Here is a 17,117-nt window from a genome sequence, read left to right on the forward strand (position 1 = left end):
GCCGTGGTCATTTTTATTGCAGTGCTTCAAGAATGGCGTAAGCGGCTTTTACTCGCTCGGTGTTTGGGTAGCTTTTGTTGGCCAGCATCACGATACCCAGCTGTTTTTCTGGGATAAAGGCCACGTAGCTGCCAAAGCCGCCTGTCGACCCGGTTTTATGTACCCATGAGGCTTTCACCGCAGGTGCTGGAGGCTCAATCAGCGTTGCCGGGTGCGGCGCAAGGGCGATCTTGTTGTCACTGCCATCAATAATCGTTTTCCCCTTCACCGGCCAGTTCAGCATTTCCCAGCCAAGCCCCTGATACATGCTACCCACGCGCCAGTAACGTGACTGCGCGAGCTGGATACCCTGAGCTAACGTTTTGTCTCCCAGACGATCGGGGGCCATATTAGCCTGCACCCAATGGGCCATATCTTCGATGCTGGATTTCACGCCGTAGGCTTCTGCATCCAGCATGCCCGGCGAGACGCGCACGGCTTTGCCGTCCCGGTAGCCCCAGGCGTAGTGGCTGTCTTCCGTCGCCGGCACGTTAATCCAGGTGTGTTGAAGATTCAGTGGCTCAAAGACGCGTTTTAACATCGCCTGTTCAAAGCTCATGCCTGACGGTTTCACCATCAAGGCTCCGAATAGTCCAATACTTGCGTTGGCGTAGAGGCGCTGTGTGCCAGGTGCCCACTTCGGCTGCCAGTTCTGGTAAAACTTCAGCAGGGCATCGCTGTTGGTTACCTCGTCCGGCACCTGCAGCGGCAGGCCACCGGCGGTATAGGTGGCAAGCTGCAGCAGGGTGATCCCTTTCCACTGCTTGCCGTTCAGCTCAGGCCAGTATTTCTGCGCCGGGTCGCTAAGGCTAACTTCGCCGCGAGCCAAAGCATCGCCGCCCAGCACGCCGGTAAAGGTTTTACTGACCGAGCCCAGTTCAAATAACGTTTGCTGCGTTACCGGCACGTTGCGCTGCACATCGGCTTTTCCCCAGGTGAAATACAGCGGGTAGCCTTTGTAGATAACGGCCACCGCCATGCCGGGGATCGCCTGCTCTTTCATTAGCGGGGCAACGGTGCGGTTCACCAGCTTTTCAATCTGCGGTGCAGTCAGTTCTTTTTGTGCAGCAAAGCTGGAGCATGAGGCGGCAAGCAGCAGCGTCAGGCAAAGGGTTTTTTTCATGATGGATAACCTTCCTTAGAGAGATGATAGCAGTCCGGGCCCGTCAGACGAGGCAAGTTTGTTGGATTTGACACCCGATGACAAACGATTAAATTTGGCATTAGGCTTAAGATTTTCTAACAGGTAATGTCATGACCCGCAGCTATATCCCGCTCAACTCCCTGCGCGCTTTTGAAGCCGCAGCCAGGCATCTTAGCTTTACCCATGCTGCCATCGAGCTGAATGTCACTCATTCTGCCATCAGCCAGCAGGTGAAAGCCCTGGAAGAACATCTGCGTTGCCAGCTGTTTGTGCGCGTTTCTCGTGGATTGATGTTGACCACGGAAGGTGAAAACCTGTTACCTGTGCTAAACGATTCCTTTGACCGCATTGCCGGGGTACTGGATCGGTTTTCCGGCGCGCAAGCGAGAGAAAAACTTAAGCTAGGTGTGGTGGGCACTTTTGCAACAGGCTTTCTGCTGCCGCGCCTTGAGGCGTTTCGGCGTCGCTATCCGCATATCGATCTTCAGCTTTCGACGCACAACAACCGGGTGGATCCGGCGGCGGAGGGGTTGGACTATACGGTGCGATTTGGTAGCGGAGCCTGGCACGGAACAGACGCGATTTATCTGTGTGATGCCCCGCTGTCACCGCTTTGTTCTCCTGCGCTGGCTTCTGAACTCCAGCGCCCGCAGGACGTGCTGAATCATACGCTACTGCGTTCCTACCGGCGTGACGAATGGGCGGCATGGCTGCAGGCGGCGGGCGAGGCGCCACCGTCGCCAACGCATCTGGTGATGGTTTTTGATTCTTCGGTAACGATGCTTGAAGCCGCACAGGCTGGCGCGGGTGTTGCCCTTGCCCCGGTGAATATGTTTACCCACTTGCTGAACAGCGAGCGGATTGTTCGCCCGTTTGAGGCTGAAATCAGTCTCGGCAGTTACTGGCTGACAAAGCTCCAGTCCAGGACGGAAACGCCCGCCATGCGAGACTTCTCCGGCTGGTTAGCCGGAGAGTGTGAGAAAGCGTAGGGCCTGATTGCCAGAACCAGGGCGGGTTATTTTACCAGCCCAAACAGGTCATTAAGCGCTTCGCTCATGGTAGGGTGCGTGAAAATTTGGTCGCGCAGCGTGGTGTAGGGCAGCCCGGCATCCATGACGGTTTTAACCAGGTTAATGATCTCATGGGAGTCAGGGCAGAGCAGCGATGCGCCGAGGACCTCCTGCGTTGATGTATCCACGATAGCTTTGAGCAAGCCGCGCGTGTCGCCCATGACTCTGGCCCTTGGAATTGCCGCCACGGGAAGCGTAACGATCTGAATGGGTTTACCGCTGGCCTGGGCCTGTTCTTCAGTCATGCCAATGCGAGACAGCGGAGGGGTCATAAACACGGAATAAGGCACATTTTTTCTGTCCCCGGTATGGCGTTTACCTTCGCCCAACAGGCTGTCACGCACGATACGGAAGTCATCGAGCGAGATATAGGTAAACTGTAGCCCGCCGGTTACATCTCCCATTGCCCAGATGTTGTCTGCAGAGGTACGCAGGTATTTATTCACCATGATGGCCCCACGAGCATCGACATCAATCCCGGCGTTTTTCAGGTTCAGGGTATCCGTAGCGGGTTTTCGCCCTGAGGCAACAAGCAGCGCGTCAACCGTGTAGACACTATCGTTCGTCTGCAAATGCACCCTGTTGTCATGGGATTCAACGTGCTGAACTTTAGCGTTTAGGATCAGCTCCACGCCCTGCTGCTGAAGTATGTTGGCGACCGCTGCGGCTACGTCACGGTCCTCACGCGGCAAAAAATCTTCGGCGGCTTCAAAAATGGTGACCTTGCTGCCGAAACCGACAAACATTGAGGCAAACTCAACCCCGATGTAGCCGCCGCCCAAAATACCGAGGTGCGTTGGGAGCGTGGTCAGATTAAGCAGCCCGGTGCTGTCATACACCCCAGGCGTAGCCGTCAGCCCGTCAATCGGCGGCAGAACGGACTGCGCACCGGTGTTGATAAGGATTTTCTCCCCCTGCAGTTCAATAGTTTCACCGTTCTGCATCACGCGAACAGTATGCCGGTCGATAAACTCTGCATGGCCGTTGATAACGTCCACATTATTCAGGTCGGCCAGCAAGTGGTAATTCTTGTCCCGCAGGAAACTGACAATTGAAGACTTACGTGCGATGGCTGTCGTAAAGTCCTGATGCTGTTCTGCATCGTGGACCAGCGCTTTGGTGGGAATGCAGCCAATGTTAATGCAGGTACCGCCGTACATTTCGGCGGATTGCTCGATAATGGCGACTTTCCAGTTTTGTTTTGCCAGGGTTGCCGCCAGGGTTTTACCTGCTTTACCAAAGCCAATAATGATTGCCTGATAGGTCTGCATGGAGGTTCTCCGTCAGTGAGCCAGCCGTTAAGTTAATGGCAATCATTGTGTATGCATGGCGTCAATGTGATTTCTTCAGGTATCTTTAAATCCTGTCTTATCGTCTGATTTTTTTGGAGTGAGCGATGGATCCCCTCAGCCAGTTGATGGCGTTCAGCGCCCCGCAGGGTTCGATTGATAAAAATTGCCTGCTCAGCTCGGGCTGGAGCCTGCCCCATGCGGCGGGATCGCTGGCGACCATTCGCTGGCACACCGTTACGCAAGGTGCCGCATGGCTGGAGCTGCCTGCCGGCGAAAAGCTGACGCTACTGCCTGGGCAGGTGGTTGTGCTGACGCAAAACTCTGCGCACCGACTGCGGCAGAAGGGGCAGGAAGAGACCTGGATCGTTTGTGGGAGCCTGCATTTATCTTCGGCTTCCCGTCATTTTTTGACGGCGCTGCCGGAGGCCCTGCTGATGGCGCCCGAACAAGACAGCCCCGAACATACATGGCTGCTGGCGGCCGTTGCGCTGCTGCAACAGGAAGCGGAAGTGCCACAGCCTGGTATGGCGGCGGTATGTAGCCAGCAATGTGCCACGATGATTGCCCTGGGCTTGCGGCAGTGGCTACGGGTGAATATTCAGGATAAAAGTCAGTTGAACCTGCTGCTGCATCCACGACTGGGCGTGGCAATCCAAAGCATGCTGAATGCACCGCATACGCCGTGGACCGTCGCCTCGCTGGCTGAACAAGTGCATATGTCTCGCGCCAGTTTTGCGTTGCTGTTCCGCGAGGTGAGCGGCACCACCCCGCTGGCGGTGCTGACCCGAATCAGGCTGCAAATTGCCGCACAGCAACTCTCGCGTGAAGCAAGTTCGATTATCACTATCGCTGATGCCGTGGGCTACGCCAGCGAATCGTCATTCCATAAGGCTTTTATGCGGGAGTTTGGCTGTTCGCCTGGGGAATACAGAAAGCGGGTGAAGGCGTTGGCCATGGAATAAAAAAGGCCCGCGCGATGGCGAGCCTTGGTGTGTGCTGAGTACTTAGAGCGTCAGTAGGCCAATAATGGTCACCACCGTCAGAATAGCGGCCAGACCGTAGAACACCCATTTTCCGGCCGGCACGTGGATCTTCAGGTCATGCATCGCATGGTGGATACGGTGCAGGCCACACCACAGCGGCAGCACAATCATCAGCAGCAGGAACAGGCGGCCAATCCAGCTGTGGGCGAAGGCATACACGCGGTCAAAGCTCAGCGCATCGCCGGGGAACAGGCCGAGCGGCAGCATAATACCAACCAGCAGCACGATAACCGGCGCGAAAATCGCCCCCCACATGCCACCTGCGCCAAACAGGCCCCAGAATACCGGCTCGTCGGAACGTTTTGGATTTTGGTTAATCACCTCAGCCTCCTTACCAGAACAGTGCTACAAGCAGCACAACGACAGTCACCAGTGCAGTGACAACCCACAATCCCTTGATGACCGGCTCCGGCCCCATTTTCTCGCCCTTAACGATGACGTTAGCGGCCTTTGGCGCCAGCTCAAACCAGGTTTTGGTGTGCAGCACGGCGGCGGCAAGCGTAATGAGATTGAGGATGACAACCACCGGGTTTTGCAGGAAACCGACAAAGCCCGCCCAGCCTTCTACGCCGTGTTTCAGCGAGAAAAGACCATAAATCAGCACGATGCTGAACCAGACTGTCGGAACCGAGGTGCCTTCACGCAGCATATAAAAACGGTAGAAGCCCAGCTGCCGCCACCAGGTTGGCGCCATGGGACGGACATAAGGCTTACGTTTCGTGGTCATGGTGCACTCCTTAGCGTGGTTTCAGGGTGGCAATCAAAAAGTCTTTCGAACTTTCGACTTTGCCCTGCTGGATGGCCGCGGCCGGATCGACGTGTTTTGGACAAACTTCGGAGCAGTAGCCAACAAAGGTGCAGCTCCACACGCCGTTTTGCCCGTTGAGCTGCGGCATACGCTGTTTCTTGCCGTGGTCACGGCTGTCCAGGTTGTAACGATGGGCGAGGGTAATCGCCGCCGGGCCGATAAACTCAGGGTTCAGGCCAAACTGCGGGCAGGCGGCATAGCACAGCCCACAGTTGATGCAGCCGGAGAACTGATGGTATTTCGCCATCTGCGCGGGCGTCTGCGTGTTTGGCCCCTGATCCGGCGTGCGCGGGTTGCCGATGATATAAGGCTTAATCGACTCCAGGCTTTCGATAAAGTGGGTCATGTCGACCACCAAATCGCGCTCAATCGGGAAGTTTGCCAGCGCTTCGACCTTGATGCCGTTGGTGTATTCGCGCAGGAACGTTTTACAGGCCAGCTTCGGCACTTTGTTGACCATCATGCCGCAGGAGCCGCAAATCGCCATGCGGCATGACCAGCGGTAGCTGAGGTCCGGTGCGAGGTTATCTTTGATATAACCCAGCCCGTCCAGCAGCGAGGTTTGCTCGTCAAACGGCACCTCGTAGATTGCGCTATGCGGCTGGCTGTCCGTTTCCGGGTTGTAGCGCACAATCTCAATCTTCAGGGTTTGCATCTCAGCCATTTGCCTTCTCCTTTTTCTTCTCAGCATCTTCCGCTTCAGCGCCGTATACGCGTTTTGCTGGCGGCAGCGTGGTGATCTTCACATCGCTGTAGTCGAGGCGAGTTGTGCCGTCGGCGTCGCGGAAGGCCAGAGTGTGCTTCAGGAAGTTGACGTCATCGCGTTCGGTGCAGCCTTCATCCAGACGCTGGTGGGCGCCGCGGGATTCTTTACGTGCAAGGGCGGAGTGCGCCATACATTCGGCAACGTTCAGGCCGTGGCCCAGTTCAATGGTGTACAGCAGGTCGGTATTGAAGACGCTGGAGGTATCGGTGATGCGCACGCGCTTGAAGCGCTCCTGCAGCTCTGCCAGCTTGTCGACGGTTTTCTGCATCAATTCCGGGGTACGGTAAATCCCGCAGCCTTCCTCCATAGAAAGCCCCATTTCGTCGCGGATTTTTGACCAGTTTTCGTTGCCTTCCTGGTTGACTAGCTGCTTCAGGCGGCCTTCAACATCGGCGGCCTGGGCGTTCAGCGCGGCATCGTTAGCCGGTTGCGCTTGTGCGGCGCGCTCCATTGCCTGCTCGCCCGCCAGGCGGCCAAAGACCACCAGTTCTGCCAGCGAGTTAGAGCCCAGCCGGTTGGCACCGTGCAGGCCAACGGAGGAGCATTCGCCCACTGCGAACAGCCCTTTGATGCGGGTTTCGCATTGGGTATCGGTCTCGATGCCGCCCATGGTGTAGTGCGCCGTTGGGCGAACCGGGATCGGCTCTTTGACCGGGTCAACGCCCACGTAGGCTTTGGCCAGTTCGCAGATGAACGGCAGGCGCTCGAGCAGTTTTTTCTCGCCGAGGTGGCGCAGGTCGAGGTACACCACGTCGCCGCGTGGGGTGGAGATCGTGTTGCCTTTGCGCCATTCGTGCCAGAAGGCCTGAGAGACTTTGTCGCGCGGGCCGAGTTCCATGTATTTGTTCTTCGGCTCGCCGAGCGGGGTTTCCGGCCCCATGCCGTAATCCTGCAGGTAGCGATAGCCGTTTTTGTTCACCAGAATGCCGCCTTCACCGCGGCAGCCTTCGGTCATCAGGATGCCGGAACCCGGCAGCCCGGTTGGATGGTATTGCACAAACTCCATGTCGCGCAGCGGCACGCCGTGGCTCAGCGCCATGCCCATGCCGTCCCCGGTGACGATGCCGCCGTTGGTATTGTAGCGATAGACTCGCCCTGCACCGCCGGTGGCCATCACCACCGCATTGGCACGGATCTGCACCAGCTCGCCTTCCATCATATTCATAGCGACGACGCCGCGCGCCTGGCCGTCATCGACCAGAATATCGAGCACGAAATGCTCGTCGAAGCGTTGAATTTGCGGGAACTGAAGGGAGGTCTGGAAGAGTGTGTGGAGCATATGGAAGCCGGTTTTGTCGGCGGCGAACCAGGTCCGTTCGATCTTCATCCCGCCGAAGCGCCTGACGTTGACGCTGCCGTCCGGGCGGCGGCTCCACGGGCAGCCCCACTGCTCAAGCTGGGTCATTTCGGTAGGGCAATGGTGAACGAAGTAGTCAACCACATCCTGCTCACACAGCCAGTCGCCTCCGGCAACGGTGTCGTGAAAATGGTAGTCGAAGCTGTCGTGATCCTGCGCGACGGCTGCGGAACCCCCTTCGGCAGCAACCGTGTGGCTGCGCATCGGGTAGACTTTGGAAATCAGAGCGATTTTTGCCTGTGGATTAGCCTGGGCCGCCGCAATGGCTGCTCGTAGGCCTGCTCCGCCGGCGCCTATAATGGCGAGATCGGCTTGAAAGGTTTGCACGACATTCCTCCAGATTTTAGTAATTCGCAAAGCTATACGACCAAAGGGTATTCACTGCCTGAAAGGCGGTGGCTGTGAAAGGTGTATCCCTGCTCCTTTTTAGGTAGGGAAAGTATAACCGGAGGGATTTTAGGGAAATTTGATTTGTTCGATTTTTTTGCTGTTCTACAGGGCGATTAATTACCGCTCTTAATGAATTGCGTCACAAAAATGAATGTTTAAATGGTGTAATGCGAACAAAAAGCGGCGAAAAATAGTCGTCTGTTTTTCGGTTGTTGCCGCCCCAGCTGGAGCTCAGAATCTTTTCCATTCTATAAAAGCAGGGGATAAAAATGAGCTTCAGTCAGATGCATTATCAGAGCACGCCATTGCTGCTGGCTAACGTTTGGGATGTCAGCAGCGCTCAGGCGGCACAGGACGCGGGTTATCAGGCGCTGGGCACCTCAAGCGCGGCAATCGCCGATATGTTGGGCTACAAGGATGGCGAAGCGCTGCCATTTTCTGTACTTCTTGCCCTGGTGGCCCGCATACGTGAGCGCGTCAGCTTGCCGCTTTCCGTCGATATGGAAGCCGGATATGGGGCTGAGACCGAAATGGTTGTGAGCCAGGCCATTCAGCTGGCACAGCTGGGCGTTGTCGGCATTAACCTTGAAGACAGCAAAGTTGAACAGGGAACGCGTCGTTTACTGGATGCAACACACTTCGCTGTCCGCCTGAACGCGATCAAAGCAGGGCTGGATGCCGCGAAAACGCCGCTCTTTATCAATGCCAGAACCGATGGCTTCTTGCTTGGTGAGTTGGATGCGCTGAATCAAACGATCGCCCGCGGCAGGCTGTATCAACAGGCGGGGGCTGACGGCTTCTTTGTGCCCTGCGTGATCTCACCTGAAGATATTCAGGCGATTGCCGGCGCAGTTGATCTGCCGCTGAATGTGATGTGCATGCCGGGTCTGCCCGATTTTGATCAACTGGCGGCGCTGGGGGTGAAACGTATTTCAATGGGGAATTTCGTGCACGCCGCGCTGAACCGTAAGTTACAGCATCTGTTGTTTAGCCTCCGCCAACGGGGCGCATTTGACGAGATCTTTGCCGATGAAAATCCTTGATATCGAGCAGTGCAATACCTGGTACGAGGCGCTGGTGGCGCGCTCTTCCGAGCATGTCGGCGTTTTTTTCGTGGGCGTGAAAACCACCGGCGTGTTCTGCATTTCCAACTGCCGCGCCCGTAAGCCTAAGCGGGGCAACGTTGAGTTTTATGACGACTTCAAATCCGCGCTTCACGCGGGCTTTCGTCCCTGCAAGATCTGCCGCCCCACTGAAAATGCCTTCTCTGCGCCGCCCATAGTCGAGCAGGCCATTGCCCTTTTCAGGACGAGCAGTGAGAACCGGGTCAGCGATGGTGAGCTGCGTGAGCACAACATCAGCCCTGAACGTCTCCGGCGCTGGTTTGTGCAACACCACGGGATGACTTTTCAGGCCTGGCAGAGAATGCTGCGTGTGAATGTGGCGTTGCAGGAGCTCAGGCGTGGGAAAAGTGCGACGGATGCGGCGTTTAGCAGCGGCTACGACTCGCTGAGTGGGTTTGGCTATACCTGCAAAAAGCTCACTGGCGATGTCCCCAGTCGGGCGGCAGATATCATCGTTATTCACCGTTTTACCACGCCCATCGGGCCGATGTTTGTGTGCGCCACCGAGATGGGCGTCTGCCTGCTGGAATTTGTTGACCGACGTGCGCTGGAGCGGGAATTTGACGATCTGCAGTCGCGGCTCAATGCCCGTATCATCGCCGGGGAAAATGATCATACGCGGCAGGCGGAAAAAGAGATCGGGGAATACTTTGCTGGAAAAAGGCAGCAGTTCACCCTTGCACTGCAGACGCCGGGCAGCGCGTTTCAGCAAAAAGTCTGGCAGCAGCTTGGGACCGTGCCTTATGGCGAAACGTCCCACTATCAGGCGCTGGCGATAAAAATGGAGAATCCAGATGCCGTGCGTGCGGTGGCCGGAGCCAACGGCGCGAACCGGGTTGCCATCGTCATTCCGTGCCACAGAATCATCGGTAAAAACGGGACTATGACGGGATACGGTGGCGGCATTGCACGAAAAAAATGGCTGCTTGAGCACGAGAAAAAGTTTGCGTAACGCGGGCCATAAAACGCTCAGAACAAAATTCTCTGCACAAAATTTGTCTCCTTTCTGTGATGCGGGTAGACTTCTCGGCCTTGCATAAATACGGAGACTTTCTCATGAGCGAAACGGCCACCTGGCAGCCGAGCGCATCCATCCCCAATTTGTTAAAACGCGCCGCCATTATGGCGGAGATTCGGCGCTTCTTCGCCGACCGAGGCGTTCTGGAGGTGGAAACACCCTGCATGAGCCAGGCGACGGTAACCGATATTCATCTGGTGCCGTTTGAAACCCGTTTCGTCGGCCCAGGTCACTCTCAGGGCATGAATTTGTACCTGATGACCAGCCCGGAATACCACATGAAACGCCTGCTGGCGGCTGGCTGTGGCCCGGTGTTCCAGCTGTGTCGCAGTTTCCGTAATGAAGAGATGGGGCGCCACCACAACCCGGAATTCACCATGCTGGAGTGGTATCGCCCGCATTACGACATGTACCGCCTGATGAATGAGGTGGACGATCTCCTGCAGCAGGTGTTGGAATGCGGCGCCGCAGAAAGTTTGTCTTACCAGCAGGCCTTCCAGCGCCATCTGGATATCGACCCACTGTCTGCAGACAAAGCGCAGCTGCGTGAAGCGGCGGCGAAGCTCGACCTGAGCAACATTGCCGACAAAGAAGAAGACCGGGACACGCTGTTGCAGCTGTTGTTCGCGATGGGCGTCGAGCCACAGATTGGTAAAGACAAGCCGACCTTCGTGTATCACTTCCCGGCAAGCCAGGCCTCTCTGGCGCAGATCAGCACCGAAGATCACCGCGTGGCGGAGCGCTTTGAGGTTTACTTCAAAGGTATCGAGCTGGCGAATGGCTTCCATGAGCTGACAGATGCCCGCGAACAGCAGCAGCGTTTCGAGCAGGATAACCGCAAACGCGCGGCGCTTGGCCTGCCGCAGCAGCCGGTGGACATGAACCTGCTGGCGGCGCTGGAAGCGGGCATGCCGGACAGCTCCGGCGTAGCGCTGGGCGTTGACCGCCTGATTATGCTGGCGCTGGGGGCGGAAAGCCTTGCCGAGGTCTTAGCCTTTACGGTGGACCGCGCTTAACGCCCGAAGAAAACTGGCCCCTATGCGGGGCCATTTTTTTATCTGCTGGCGAACGGTTAGCGGCTCGCTTTAGCCATCAGTTGGTGGAACAAGTTTAAAACGGTCTCGTTGCCTATCGGCAGCATGTTGTCACCTACATACCATTCCGTTTTACACCAGCCCGGTACTTCGGCCTCTTCCAGCGCATTGAACAGCCAGTATCCCTCCTGCCTGGCTATTTCATCCCTGGCGCTGAGTAATGTTTCTTTATCCGCATCGAAATAAACATGCAGCATGTTGACCTGAGGTCTGCGGGGCAGGATACGAATGCCCGGCACGGCCTCCAGGCTGGCGGCGAGACTGAGGGTGCGCTGATAGCAGCTCTCAAGGATGGCCAGCCGTTTTTCTAAGCGCATTGCCGTGGAAACCACCGCGGGATTTTGCGTCACCACGTTACCGCCTAATCGTCTGAGCCAGACGCGAGCCTGGCGGATAAAGTCTTCATCGCCAGCGAGTAACGAACCTGAAATACCCCCGAGGCCCTTGTAGACGGAAACATAGACTGAAGAAAAACCCCTCAGCAATTTCAGCCCAGGTGCGCTGGTAATACGCCCGGCTCTCCCAGAGGCGAGCCCCGTCCATATGCAGCGGCGTGCCAGCTTCTGCGGCTGCGGCTTTCAGGGCTTCCAGCTCGTCCCACTCCGGGAGTTGTCCGCCAATCTCACGCGCGGGAAGTTCAACCACAAGGCAGCTTAAAGGCTCCGCTATGGCGGTAAAATCACTGGCAAGGATAGGCCGTAGTTTATGACCTACGACGACGCCATGCATCTTCACCAGGGCCTGAAAAGTTTGCTGTTCATGAATCAGCAGGTGCGATGTCGCGTGCGCGCCAAAGCGAGGCAGGCGGTTACGTTCGCTCCAGATAATGACCGCTATCAGCTGCGCCATCACTCCGGTAGGAATAAATATTGCCGCTGGTTTACCCAGTAGCTGAGCGATTTTGGTCTCAAAACCCGCGATAAAATCCCCCACGCCGTAGCTGTCATGGGCGACTTCATTTTCCCTGGCCCAGTCGGCCATCTCCTGGAATTGCTCCGCAGGTGTCATTTCTTTAAATCCTCTCAGCTCGGTTTTACAGGCAAGCTTAAGAGCGCGTCGTTGGGCATCGATATCTGGCATCAAAGCAGAGAACCTCTATCTGGACGGGTTAAGTCAAAGGGGAACGTAGGGCATTAGCGCAATGTGAATAAGCTACCCGAAATGGCGATCGTAAAGTGTATACATTTGGTAAACTGCGCTCATGCTAACGATAAAACGAATTACCGACCGCAGCTCCCCGTATTTTGAATGCGTGGACGAGCTGTATGAAAGCGCCTTTCCGCGCCATGAGAAACGCCAGCCCGCCGCAAAAATTAGCGCGCTTTCTCACCCGAATTACAGCCTGCAGGCCTGGTTCGACGGCGAGCAGTTTGTCGGCATGATCGGCGCGTGGGATTTTGGCGATTATGCCTATATTGAGCACCTCGCCGTGAACGGCCAGCTGCGTGCGCAGGGCTACGGCAAGCGAATGCTGAGCCAGTTTTTGCGGCTTTACCCGCAAACTATCCTCGAAATCGATCCGCTCACCACTGAGATCGCTCATAAGCGGCTGCGTTTTTACCAAAGCCTCGGCTTCTGCGAAAACGACTATGTGCATCACCATCCGACTTACCATGCGGATACCCCCGATCATCAGCTGATTGTGCTGAGTTATCCGCAGCCCATCGGTGACGCTCAGTATGGCCGCTTTTTTGACGATCTCTGCCACATCGTGATGGAACGCCCGCTTTAATCTAAACGTTTTTAAAGTACCCGGCAGGCAGTCGCCGCTGGGCGCTAATCTATTTTTTACCAGGACTTAATAGATGGATATCACCACGCTGTTTCTTTACGTCATCGCCGTTAGCGCGGTTATGGTGACGCCAGGCCCGTCGATGCTTTTAGCGCTTAATAACGGAGCCACCTACGGAATGCGCATTGCGGGCTACGGCTTCCTCGGTGCGGTGCTGGCGGACCTGCTGCTTATTGGCGCGGTGGGCTGCGGCCTGGGCGCGTTGTTGCAGGCTTCTGAACAGCTGTTTGCAGTGGTGAAATGGGGCGGCGCGCTTTACCTGGTCTATCTGGCTTACGTGCTGTGGCGCGCACCTGCTAAGGCGCTAAGCGTGAGCGCTTCGGCGGCAGTGGCCACGGGCAAAACGGCGTTTCTGCGATCGCTGATGGTCGGCTTATCCAACCCCAAAGGGCTGCTGTTCTTCTCGGCATTTTTACCGCAGTTCATCCGCCCGCAGGAGCCGGTGGCGATGCAGTACATGATTCTGGCGCTGGTCAGCGCGATTATTGACTGCATCATGATGACGATTTACGCCTGGGGTGGCCGCCACGCGATGCGTAAATTCTCCGCCAACGTGATGCGCTGGGTGAACCGCAGCTGTGCGGGTATGCTCGCCGTGCTGGCGGTGGGCGTGGCGCTGTATCGACGCAGTAATTTGACCTGAGAAAGGTCAGAGGAAATTGAGCGCTGGCCGGGGGGAAAACAGGCCAGCGCTAACGTCTTAGCTTTCCTGCTCTTCGGCGAGTTCGCGAAGGTAAGAGAAGATCTGACGGTATGACTTAGGCGGCTTATTGGCCGCTTTTTCTTTTTGCGCGTTACGGATCAACACGCGCAGCTGCTGGCGGTCCGCCTGCGGATAAAGTCTCAGGACTTCGCTCATCGCGTCATCGCCTTCTTCAACCAAGCGGTCGCGCAGGGCTTCCAGCTTGTGGAACAGCGAAACCTGCTGGTTGTGGCGGTTCTTCAGCTTGTCGAGCGCCTGACGGATTGGATCCATGTCGCGGGAACGCATCATCTTGCCGATCAGCTGCACCTGGCGGCGGCGGCCTTCTTTCTTGATGCGCTGCGCCAGCTCAATGGCGGCACGTAAATCATCGTCGAGCGGGATTTTTTCCAGGGCATTTTTGCCCAGTTCCATCAGCTCAACGCCCAGGCGTTTTAGCTCTTCGGCGTCGCGCTTAATCTCACTTTTACTGACCCAGATAATTTCATCATCTTCGTCTTCATTTTCATCATCGGGCACGTCGTCGAGCCAGTCTTCGGGCTGCTTGGTCATATTAGGCTCCTTAAAAAGTTGACGCGGATATTACCAGCAATGGGCCTGCACTGCGAAATTGTTCTGATCCTGTTAGACTTGAACGACTCACCTTACATTATGGCAGTAGCGATGAAAGTAAACACGCAAGTAGCACAACAACGTCAGGTTCTGGAGCAGGCGGTTTCACAGGCGCTGGAGCTGGCAAAGGGCAAGTCAGACGGCGCGGAAGTGGCGGTCAGTAAAACCACCGGTATCAGCGTCAGCACCCGCTACGGTGAGGTGGAGAACGTCGAATTCAACAGCGATGGTGCGTTGGGCATCACCGTTTATCACCAAAACCGCAAAGGCAGCGCTTCGTCCACGGATCTGAGCCCGGACGCCATTGCCCGTACCGTACAGGCCGCGCTGGACATCGCTCGCTATACCTCACCGGACCCTTATGCTGGCGTGGCGGATAAAGAATTGCTGGCCTTTGATGCCCCCGATCTGGATCTCTTCCACCCAACGGAAATTGACCCGGAGCGCGCCATTGAGCTTGCCGCGCGAGCGGAAAACGCGTCCCTGAACGTGGACAAACGCATTACCAATACCGAAGGCGGCAGCTTTAACAGCCATTACGGCATCAAAGTTTTCGGCAACAGCCACGGTATGCTGCAGAGCTACTGCTCCACCCGCCATTCTCTTTCGAGCTGCGTCATTGCCGAAGAAAACGGTGATATGGAGCGGGATTATGCCTACACCATCGGTCGCGCGATGGAAGACCTGAAATCACCTGAATGGGTCGGGGCCGACTGCGCGCGCCGCACGCTGTCTCGCCTGTCTCCGCGTAAACTCTCCACCATGAAAGCCCCGGTGATTTTCGCTAATGAAGTGGCGACCGGGCTGTTTGGTCACCTGGTCGGCGCGATCGCGGGCGGCGCGGTGTACCGCAAATCAACTTTCCTGCTGGATTCCCTCGGCAAGCAAATTCTGCCGGACTGGCTGACCATTGAAGAGCATCCGCACCTGCTGAAAGGCCTGGCTTCCACGCCGTTTGACAGCGAAGGCGTGCGTACCGAACGCCGCGATATCATCAAGGACGGTGTGCTACAGCAGTGGCTGCTGACCAACTATTCCGCACGTAAGCTGGGGCTGAAAAGCACCGGCCACGCGGGCGGGATCCACAACTGGCGCATTGCTGGCCAGGGCCTGGGCTTTGAGGAAATGCTGAAACAGATGGGCACCGGACTGGTGGTGACCGAGCTGATGGGGCAGGGCGTGAGCGGCATTACCGGCGACTATTCTCGCGGTGCGGCGGGCTTCTGGGTTGAAAATGGCGAGATCCAGTATCCGGTGAGCGAAATCACCATCGCCGGCAACCTGAAAGACATGTGGCGCGAGATAGTTACTATTGGCAACGATATAGAAACACGTAGCAACATTCAGTGTGGTTCAGTCTTACTTCCGGAGATGAAGATAGCCGGTCAGTAAAGCAATGTGGCGCGTCCTGCCGCGCCCGTTTCTCATATAAAAAAGATAAGGTGAGTAAATGCGTAAGCAACTGATTGCAATGTTAGCCGTATCATCCGTGTTACTGTCCGGCGCTGCGTTTGCCAAAGATGTCGGTGACGACATGGACATTATCGCAAAAAACTACAAGACTGTGCTGAGCACCAAAGATGCCGCCGAGCTGAAAACCTCACTGGGTAATATGCGTGAAGCGGCTCTGGATGCGCAGAAAGGCACCCCGCCTAAGCTGGAAAATGAGGCTGCCGACAGCGCCAACATGAAAGAGTACCGCCACGGGTTTGATATTCTCGTGGGCCAGATTGACGGTGCGCTGAAGCTGGCCAACGAAGGCAAAGTGACAGAAGCTCAGGCTGCTGCCGCAGACTTCAAAACCACTCGCGATACCTACCACAAGAAGTTTCGCTAAGATTTAACAACGGGCGGGATATTCCCGCCCGCTTTCTTTACCGCAGTGCTCCCACCGCCTGCTCCAGCGCAGCAATATCGTTATTGCTCAACAGGGGCCGAATAGCCTGAAAGTGCTCGTCGCTTAGCTGGTAAATGTGCAGCTTCAGCAGCCGCTCAATCACCTCGGGTTCGAAACGCAGGGCGATTGGTTTGGCCGGGTTACCGCCGACGACGCTGTAAGGCGCGACGTCTTTCGTCACCACGCTGCCAGCGGCAATAATTGCGCCTTCACCGATGGTTACGCCGGGCATGATGATTGCCCTCATGCCTATCCAGCATCCGTCTCCGAGCGTCGTGTCGCCTTTGGCGCGGTAGGCGTCTTTGATGGTTTCGATAAAGGGGTAAAGAGAGAACCAATTGCCTCGGTGCGTGTGGTTGCCGCCCATCAGGATCACCGCCTCGGCGGCGATACAGACGTAATCCCCTATCCACAGCTGGTCAAGCTCGCCAATGGGCTCCCACTCCCGGCTAACCGCGTCACCCTGCAGGTAGCGCACCACGCTTCGCTCAAAACCGCTATCCCAGCAGTCGCTGTAATAACTGTGCTGGCCTTTAATATGAATATTGGGGTTGGTCACCGTTTCGTGCAGGTGCTCGACCTGAGACCAGTGCTTTTCAGTCTTTGACATGTTTTTTCTCACAACAAAAGTGTGCCCACGGAACAAGGTTCCGTTTCAAATTGCAGACGGGAATGTGTGAGCGCGCTAAGCGATGCGCGGCTGTTTTAGCAGAGGATTGTTGAGTACGGCGACGATCAGCATGACGTTAAAACCTGTATTTAAGACTCGCCAACCTTAACATCGGGGGCAGCGAAGTACACCTTTTTCCTCCTTCATCCGCGTAGCGCACCCTGGCCATCTTCGCCTTCTACGCCGATCACAAAACGATAAATCCATTATTACTCTAAGGCTAATGATTAACGCCTGAGCTTAATTGATAGCCAACCCCGCGTGGCGCACACTTTTAACCAGACTAAAGCCAATCAAA

19 protein-coding genes are annotated in these 17,117 nt (G+C 56.2%); 9 read left to right on the forward strand and 10 right to left on the reverse strand.

The genetic code is table 11. The annotated features are described in order from the left end of the window. Positions 1-13: 13 nt before the first annotated feature. The gene (gene ampC / locus AAIE03_RS23755) at positions 14-1,165 is read right to left on the reverse strand and encodes a CMY2/MIR/ACT/EC family class C beta-lactamase (protein WP_083845834.1); all 1,152 of its coding nucleotides are present in this window, start codon (positions 1,163-1,165) and stop codon (positions 14-16) included. Positions 1,166-1,293: 128 nt separating this feature from the next. Here ampC and ampR point away from each other — a divergent pair, with 128 nt between their 5' ends. Next, the gene (ampR, locus tag AAIE03_RS23760; protein WP_498563270.1) at positions 1,294-2,172 is read left to right on the forward strand and encodes a LysR family transcriptional regulator AmpR; all 879 of its coding nucleotides are present in this window, start codon (positions 1,294-1,296) and stop codon (positions 2,170-2,172) included. A 26-nt stretch (positions 2,173-2,198) separates the two neighbouring features. On the opposite strand, the gene rclA is transcribed toward ampR, so the two are convergent. Then, positions 2,199-3,524, reverse strand: a complete 1,326-nt coding sequence (rclA, locus tag AAIE03_RS23765; protein ID WP_498563271.1) for a reactive chlorine resistance oxidoreductase RclA — start codon at positions 3,522-3,524, stop codon at positions 2,199-2,201. Positions 3,525-3,649: 125 nt separating this feature from the next. Between rclA and rclR the strand changes: the two genes are divergently transcribed. Continuing rightward, a complete protein-coding gene (gene rclR, locus AAIE03_RS23770) occupies positions 3,650-4,507 on the forward strand; it encodes a reactive chlorine-specific transcriptional regulator RclR (protein ID WP_008453745.1) in 858 nt (285 codons plus the stop codon). Positions 4,508-4,549: 42 nt separating this feature from the next. Here the strand turns inward: rclR and frdD are convergent, their stop codons facing one another. Genes frdD through frdA form a run of 4 tightly spaced genes read right to left on the reverse strand, consistent with a single transcriptional unit; the run spans position 4,550 to position 7,846 of the window. Next, positions 4,550-4,909 (reverse strand): fumarate reductase subunit FrdD, encoded by a 360-nt coding sequence (frdD, locus tag AAIE03_RS23775; RefSeq protein ID WP_008453743.1) that lies wholly within the window; start codon positions 4,907-4,909, stop codon positions 4,550-4,552. 10 nt (positions 4,910-4,919) lie between these two features. Further along, on the reverse strand, positions 4,920-5,315 hold the full coding sequence (gene frdC / locus AAIE03_RS23780) for a fumarate reductase subunit FrdC (protein ID WP_008453742.1): 396 nt from the start codon (positions 5,313-5,315) through the stop codon (positions 4,920-4,922). Between the two features lie 10 nt (positions 5,316-5,325). Further along, the gene (locus AAIE03_RS23785; protein WP_008453741.1) at positions 5,326-6,060 is read right to left on the reverse strand and encodes a succinate dehydrogenase/fumarate reductase iron-sulfur subunit; all 735 of its coding nucleotides are present in this window, start codon (positions 6,058-6,060) and stop codon (positions 5,326-5,328) included. Next, positions 6,053-7,846 (reverse strand): fumarate reductase (quinol) flavoprotein subunit, encoded by a 1,794-nt coding sequence (gene frdA / locus AAIE03_RS23790; protein ID WP_273970217.1) that lies wholly within the window; start codon positions 7,844-7,846, stop codon positions 6,053-6,055. The genes AAIE03_RS23785 and frdA overlap by 8 nt, the downstream gene beginning before the upstream one ends. 332 nt (positions 7,847-8,178) lie before the next feature. Between frdA and AAIE03_RS23795 the strand changes: the two genes are divergently transcribed. From AAIE03_RS23795 to epmA, 3 genes are all read left to right on the forward strand, one after another. Beyond that, a complete protein-coding gene (locus AAIE03_RS23795; RefSeq protein WP_498563272.1) occupies positions 8,179-8,952 on the forward strand; it encodes an isocitrate lyase/PEP mutase family protein in 774 nt (257 codons plus the stop codon). After that, the gene (locus tag AAIE03_RS23800) at positions 8,939-9,985 is read left to right on the forward strand and encodes a bifunctional transcriptional activator/DNA repair enzyme AdaA (RefSeq protein ID WP_498563273.1); all 1,047 of its coding nucleotides are present in this window, start codon (positions 8,939-8,941) and stop codon (positions 9,983-9,985) included. Before AAIE03_RS23795 ends, AAIE03_RS23800 begins: the two co-directional genes overlap by 14 nt. Before the next feature lie 104 nt (positions 9,986-10,089). Next, complete coding sequence (epmA, locus tag AAIE03_RS23805; protein ID WP_045781084.1) at positions 10,090-11,067, forward strand: elongation factor P--(R)-beta-lysine ligase; 978 nt, start codon at positions 10,090-10,092, stop codon at positions 11,065-11,067. 56 nt (positions 11,068-11,123) lie between these two features. Here epmA and AAIE03_RS23810 read toward each other — a convergent pair whose 3' ends face one another. Together AAIE03_RS23810 and AAIE03_RS23815 are read right to left on the reverse strand one after the other, a co-directional pair. Next, a complete protein-coding gene (locus AAIE03_RS23810; RefSeq protein WP_498563274.1) occupies positions 11,124-11,630 on the reverse strand; it encodes a beta-eliminating lyase-related protein in 507 nt (168 codons plus the stop codon). Then, positions 11,548-12,153, reverse strand: coding sequence for a beta-eliminating lyase-related protein (locus AAIE03_RS23815; RefSeq protein ID WP_498563275.1), 606 nt, complete (start codon positions 12,151-12,153; stop codon positions 11,548-11,550). The genes AAIE03_RS23810 and AAIE03_RS23815 overlap by 83 nt, the downstream gene beginning before the upstream one ends. Positions 12,154-12,346: 193 nt before the next feature. On the opposite strand from AAIE03_RS23815, the gene AAIE03_RS23820 reads away from it, so the two are divergent. After that, positions 12,347-12,877 (forward strand): GNAT family N-acetyltransferase, encoded by a 531-nt coding sequence (locus AAIE03_RS23820; RefSeq protein ID WP_498563276.1) that lies wholly within the window; start codon positions 12,347-12,349, stop codon positions 12,875-12,877. A 73-nt stretch (positions 12,878-12,950) separates the two neighbouring features. After that, a complete protein-coding gene (locus AAIE03_RS23825) occupies positions 12,951-13,580 on the forward strand; it encodes a LysE family translocator (RefSeq protein WP_008453726.1) in 630 nt (209 codons plus the stop codon). Between the two features lie 57 nt (positions 13,581-13,637). Here the strand turns inward: AAIE03_RS23825 and yjgA are convergent, their stop codons facing one another. After that, positions 13,638-14,192 carry a ribosome biogenesis factor YjgA gene (gene yjgA / locus AAIE03_RS23830; protein WP_008453724.1) on the reverse strand — a complete coding sequence of 185 codons (555 nt, stop codon included), beginning with the start codon at positions 14,190-14,192 and terminating at the stop codon, positions 13,638-13,640. 99 nt (positions 14,193-14,291) lie between these two features. On the opposite strand from yjgA, the gene pmbA reads away from it, so the two are divergent. Then, a complete protein-coding gene (pmbA, locus tag AAIE03_RS23835; protein WP_039296438.1) occupies positions 14,292-15,644 on the forward strand; it encodes a metalloprotease PmbA in 1,353 nt (450 codons plus the stop codon). Positions 15,645-15,702: 58 nt separating this feature from the next. Continuing rightward, positions 15,703-16,089 (forward strand): cytochrome b562, encoded by a 387-nt coding sequence (gene cybC / locus AAIE03_RS23840; RefSeq protein WP_008453720.1) that lies wholly within the window; start codon positions 15,703-15,705, stop codon positions 16,087-16,089. A gap of 37 nt (positions 16,090-16,126) precedes the next feature. Here the strand turns inward: cybC and AAIE03_RS23845 are convergent, their stop codons facing one another. Continuing rightward, positions 16,127-16,759, reverse strand: coding sequence for a CatB-related O-acetyltransferase (locus AAIE03_RS23845; protein WP_498563277.1), 633 nt, complete (start codon positions 16,757-16,759; stop codon positions 16,127-16,129). Between the last annotated feature and the right edge of the window lie 358 nt (positions 16,760-17,117).

It is taken from the genome of Pantoea sp. Ae19-2, assembly GCF_059801205.1.

Bases quoted from the DNA above. Each gene is read 5' to 3' on its own strand.
- AAIE03_RS23800 (WP_498563273.1), top strand. From the start codon at position 8,939: ATGAAAATCCTTGATATCGAGCAGTGCAATACCTGGTACGAGGCGCTG.
- ampR (WP_498563270.1), top strand. From the start codon at position 1,294: ATGACCCGCAGCTATATCCCGCTCAACTCCCTGCGCGCTTTTGAAGCC.
- rclA (WP_498563271.1), bottom strand. From the start codon at position 3,524: ATGCAGACCTATCAGGCAATCATTATTGGCTTTGGTAAAGCAGGTAAA.
- epmA (WP_045781084.1), top strand. From the start codon at position 10,090: ATGAGCGAAACGGCCACCTGGCAGCCGAGCGCATCCATCCCCAATTTG.
- AAIE03_RS23825 (WP_008453726.1), top strand. From the start codon at position 12,951: ATGGATATCACCACGCTGTTTCTTTACGTCATCGCCGTTAGCGCGGTT.
- AAIE03_RS23820 (WP_498563276.1), top strand. From the start codon at position 12,347: ATGCTAACGATAAAACGAATTACCGACCGCAGCTCCCCGTATTTTGAA.
- AAIE03_RS23785 (WP_008453741.1), bottom strand. From the start codon at position 6,060: ATGGCTGAGATGCAAACCCTGAAGATTGAGATTGTGCGCTACAACCCG.
- rclR (WP_008453745.1), top strand. From the start codon at position 3,650: ATGGATCCCCTCAGCCAGTTGATGGCGTTCAGCGCCCCGCAGGGTTCG.
- AAIE03_RS23845 (WP_498563277.1), bottom strand. From the start codon at position 16,759: ATGTCAAAGACTGAAAAGCACTGGTCTCAGGTCGAGCACCTGCACGAA.
- cybC (WP_008453720.1), top strand. From the start codon at position 15,703: ATGCGTAAGCAACTGATTGCAATGTTAGCCGTATCATCCGTGTTACTG.
- AAIE03_RS23815 (WP_498563275.1), bottom strand. From the start codon at position 12,153: ATGACACCTGCGGAGCAATTCCAGGAGATGGCCGACTGGGCCAGGGAA.
- pmbA (WP_039296438.1), top strand. From the start codon at position 14,292: ATGGCAGTAGCGATGAAAGTAAACACGCAAGTAGCACAACAACGTCAG.
- frdC (WP_008453742.1), bottom strand. From the start codon at position 5,315: ATGACCACGAAACGTAAGCCTTATGTCCGTCCCATGGCGCCAACCTGG.
- AAIE03_RS23795 (WP_498563272.1), top strand. From the start codon at position 8,179: ATGAGCTTCAGTCAGATGCATTATCAGAGCACGCCATTGCTGCTGGCT.
- yjgA (WP_008453724.1), bottom strand. From the start codon at position 14,192: ATGACCAAGCAGCCCGAAGACTGGCTCGACGACGTGCCCGATGATGAA.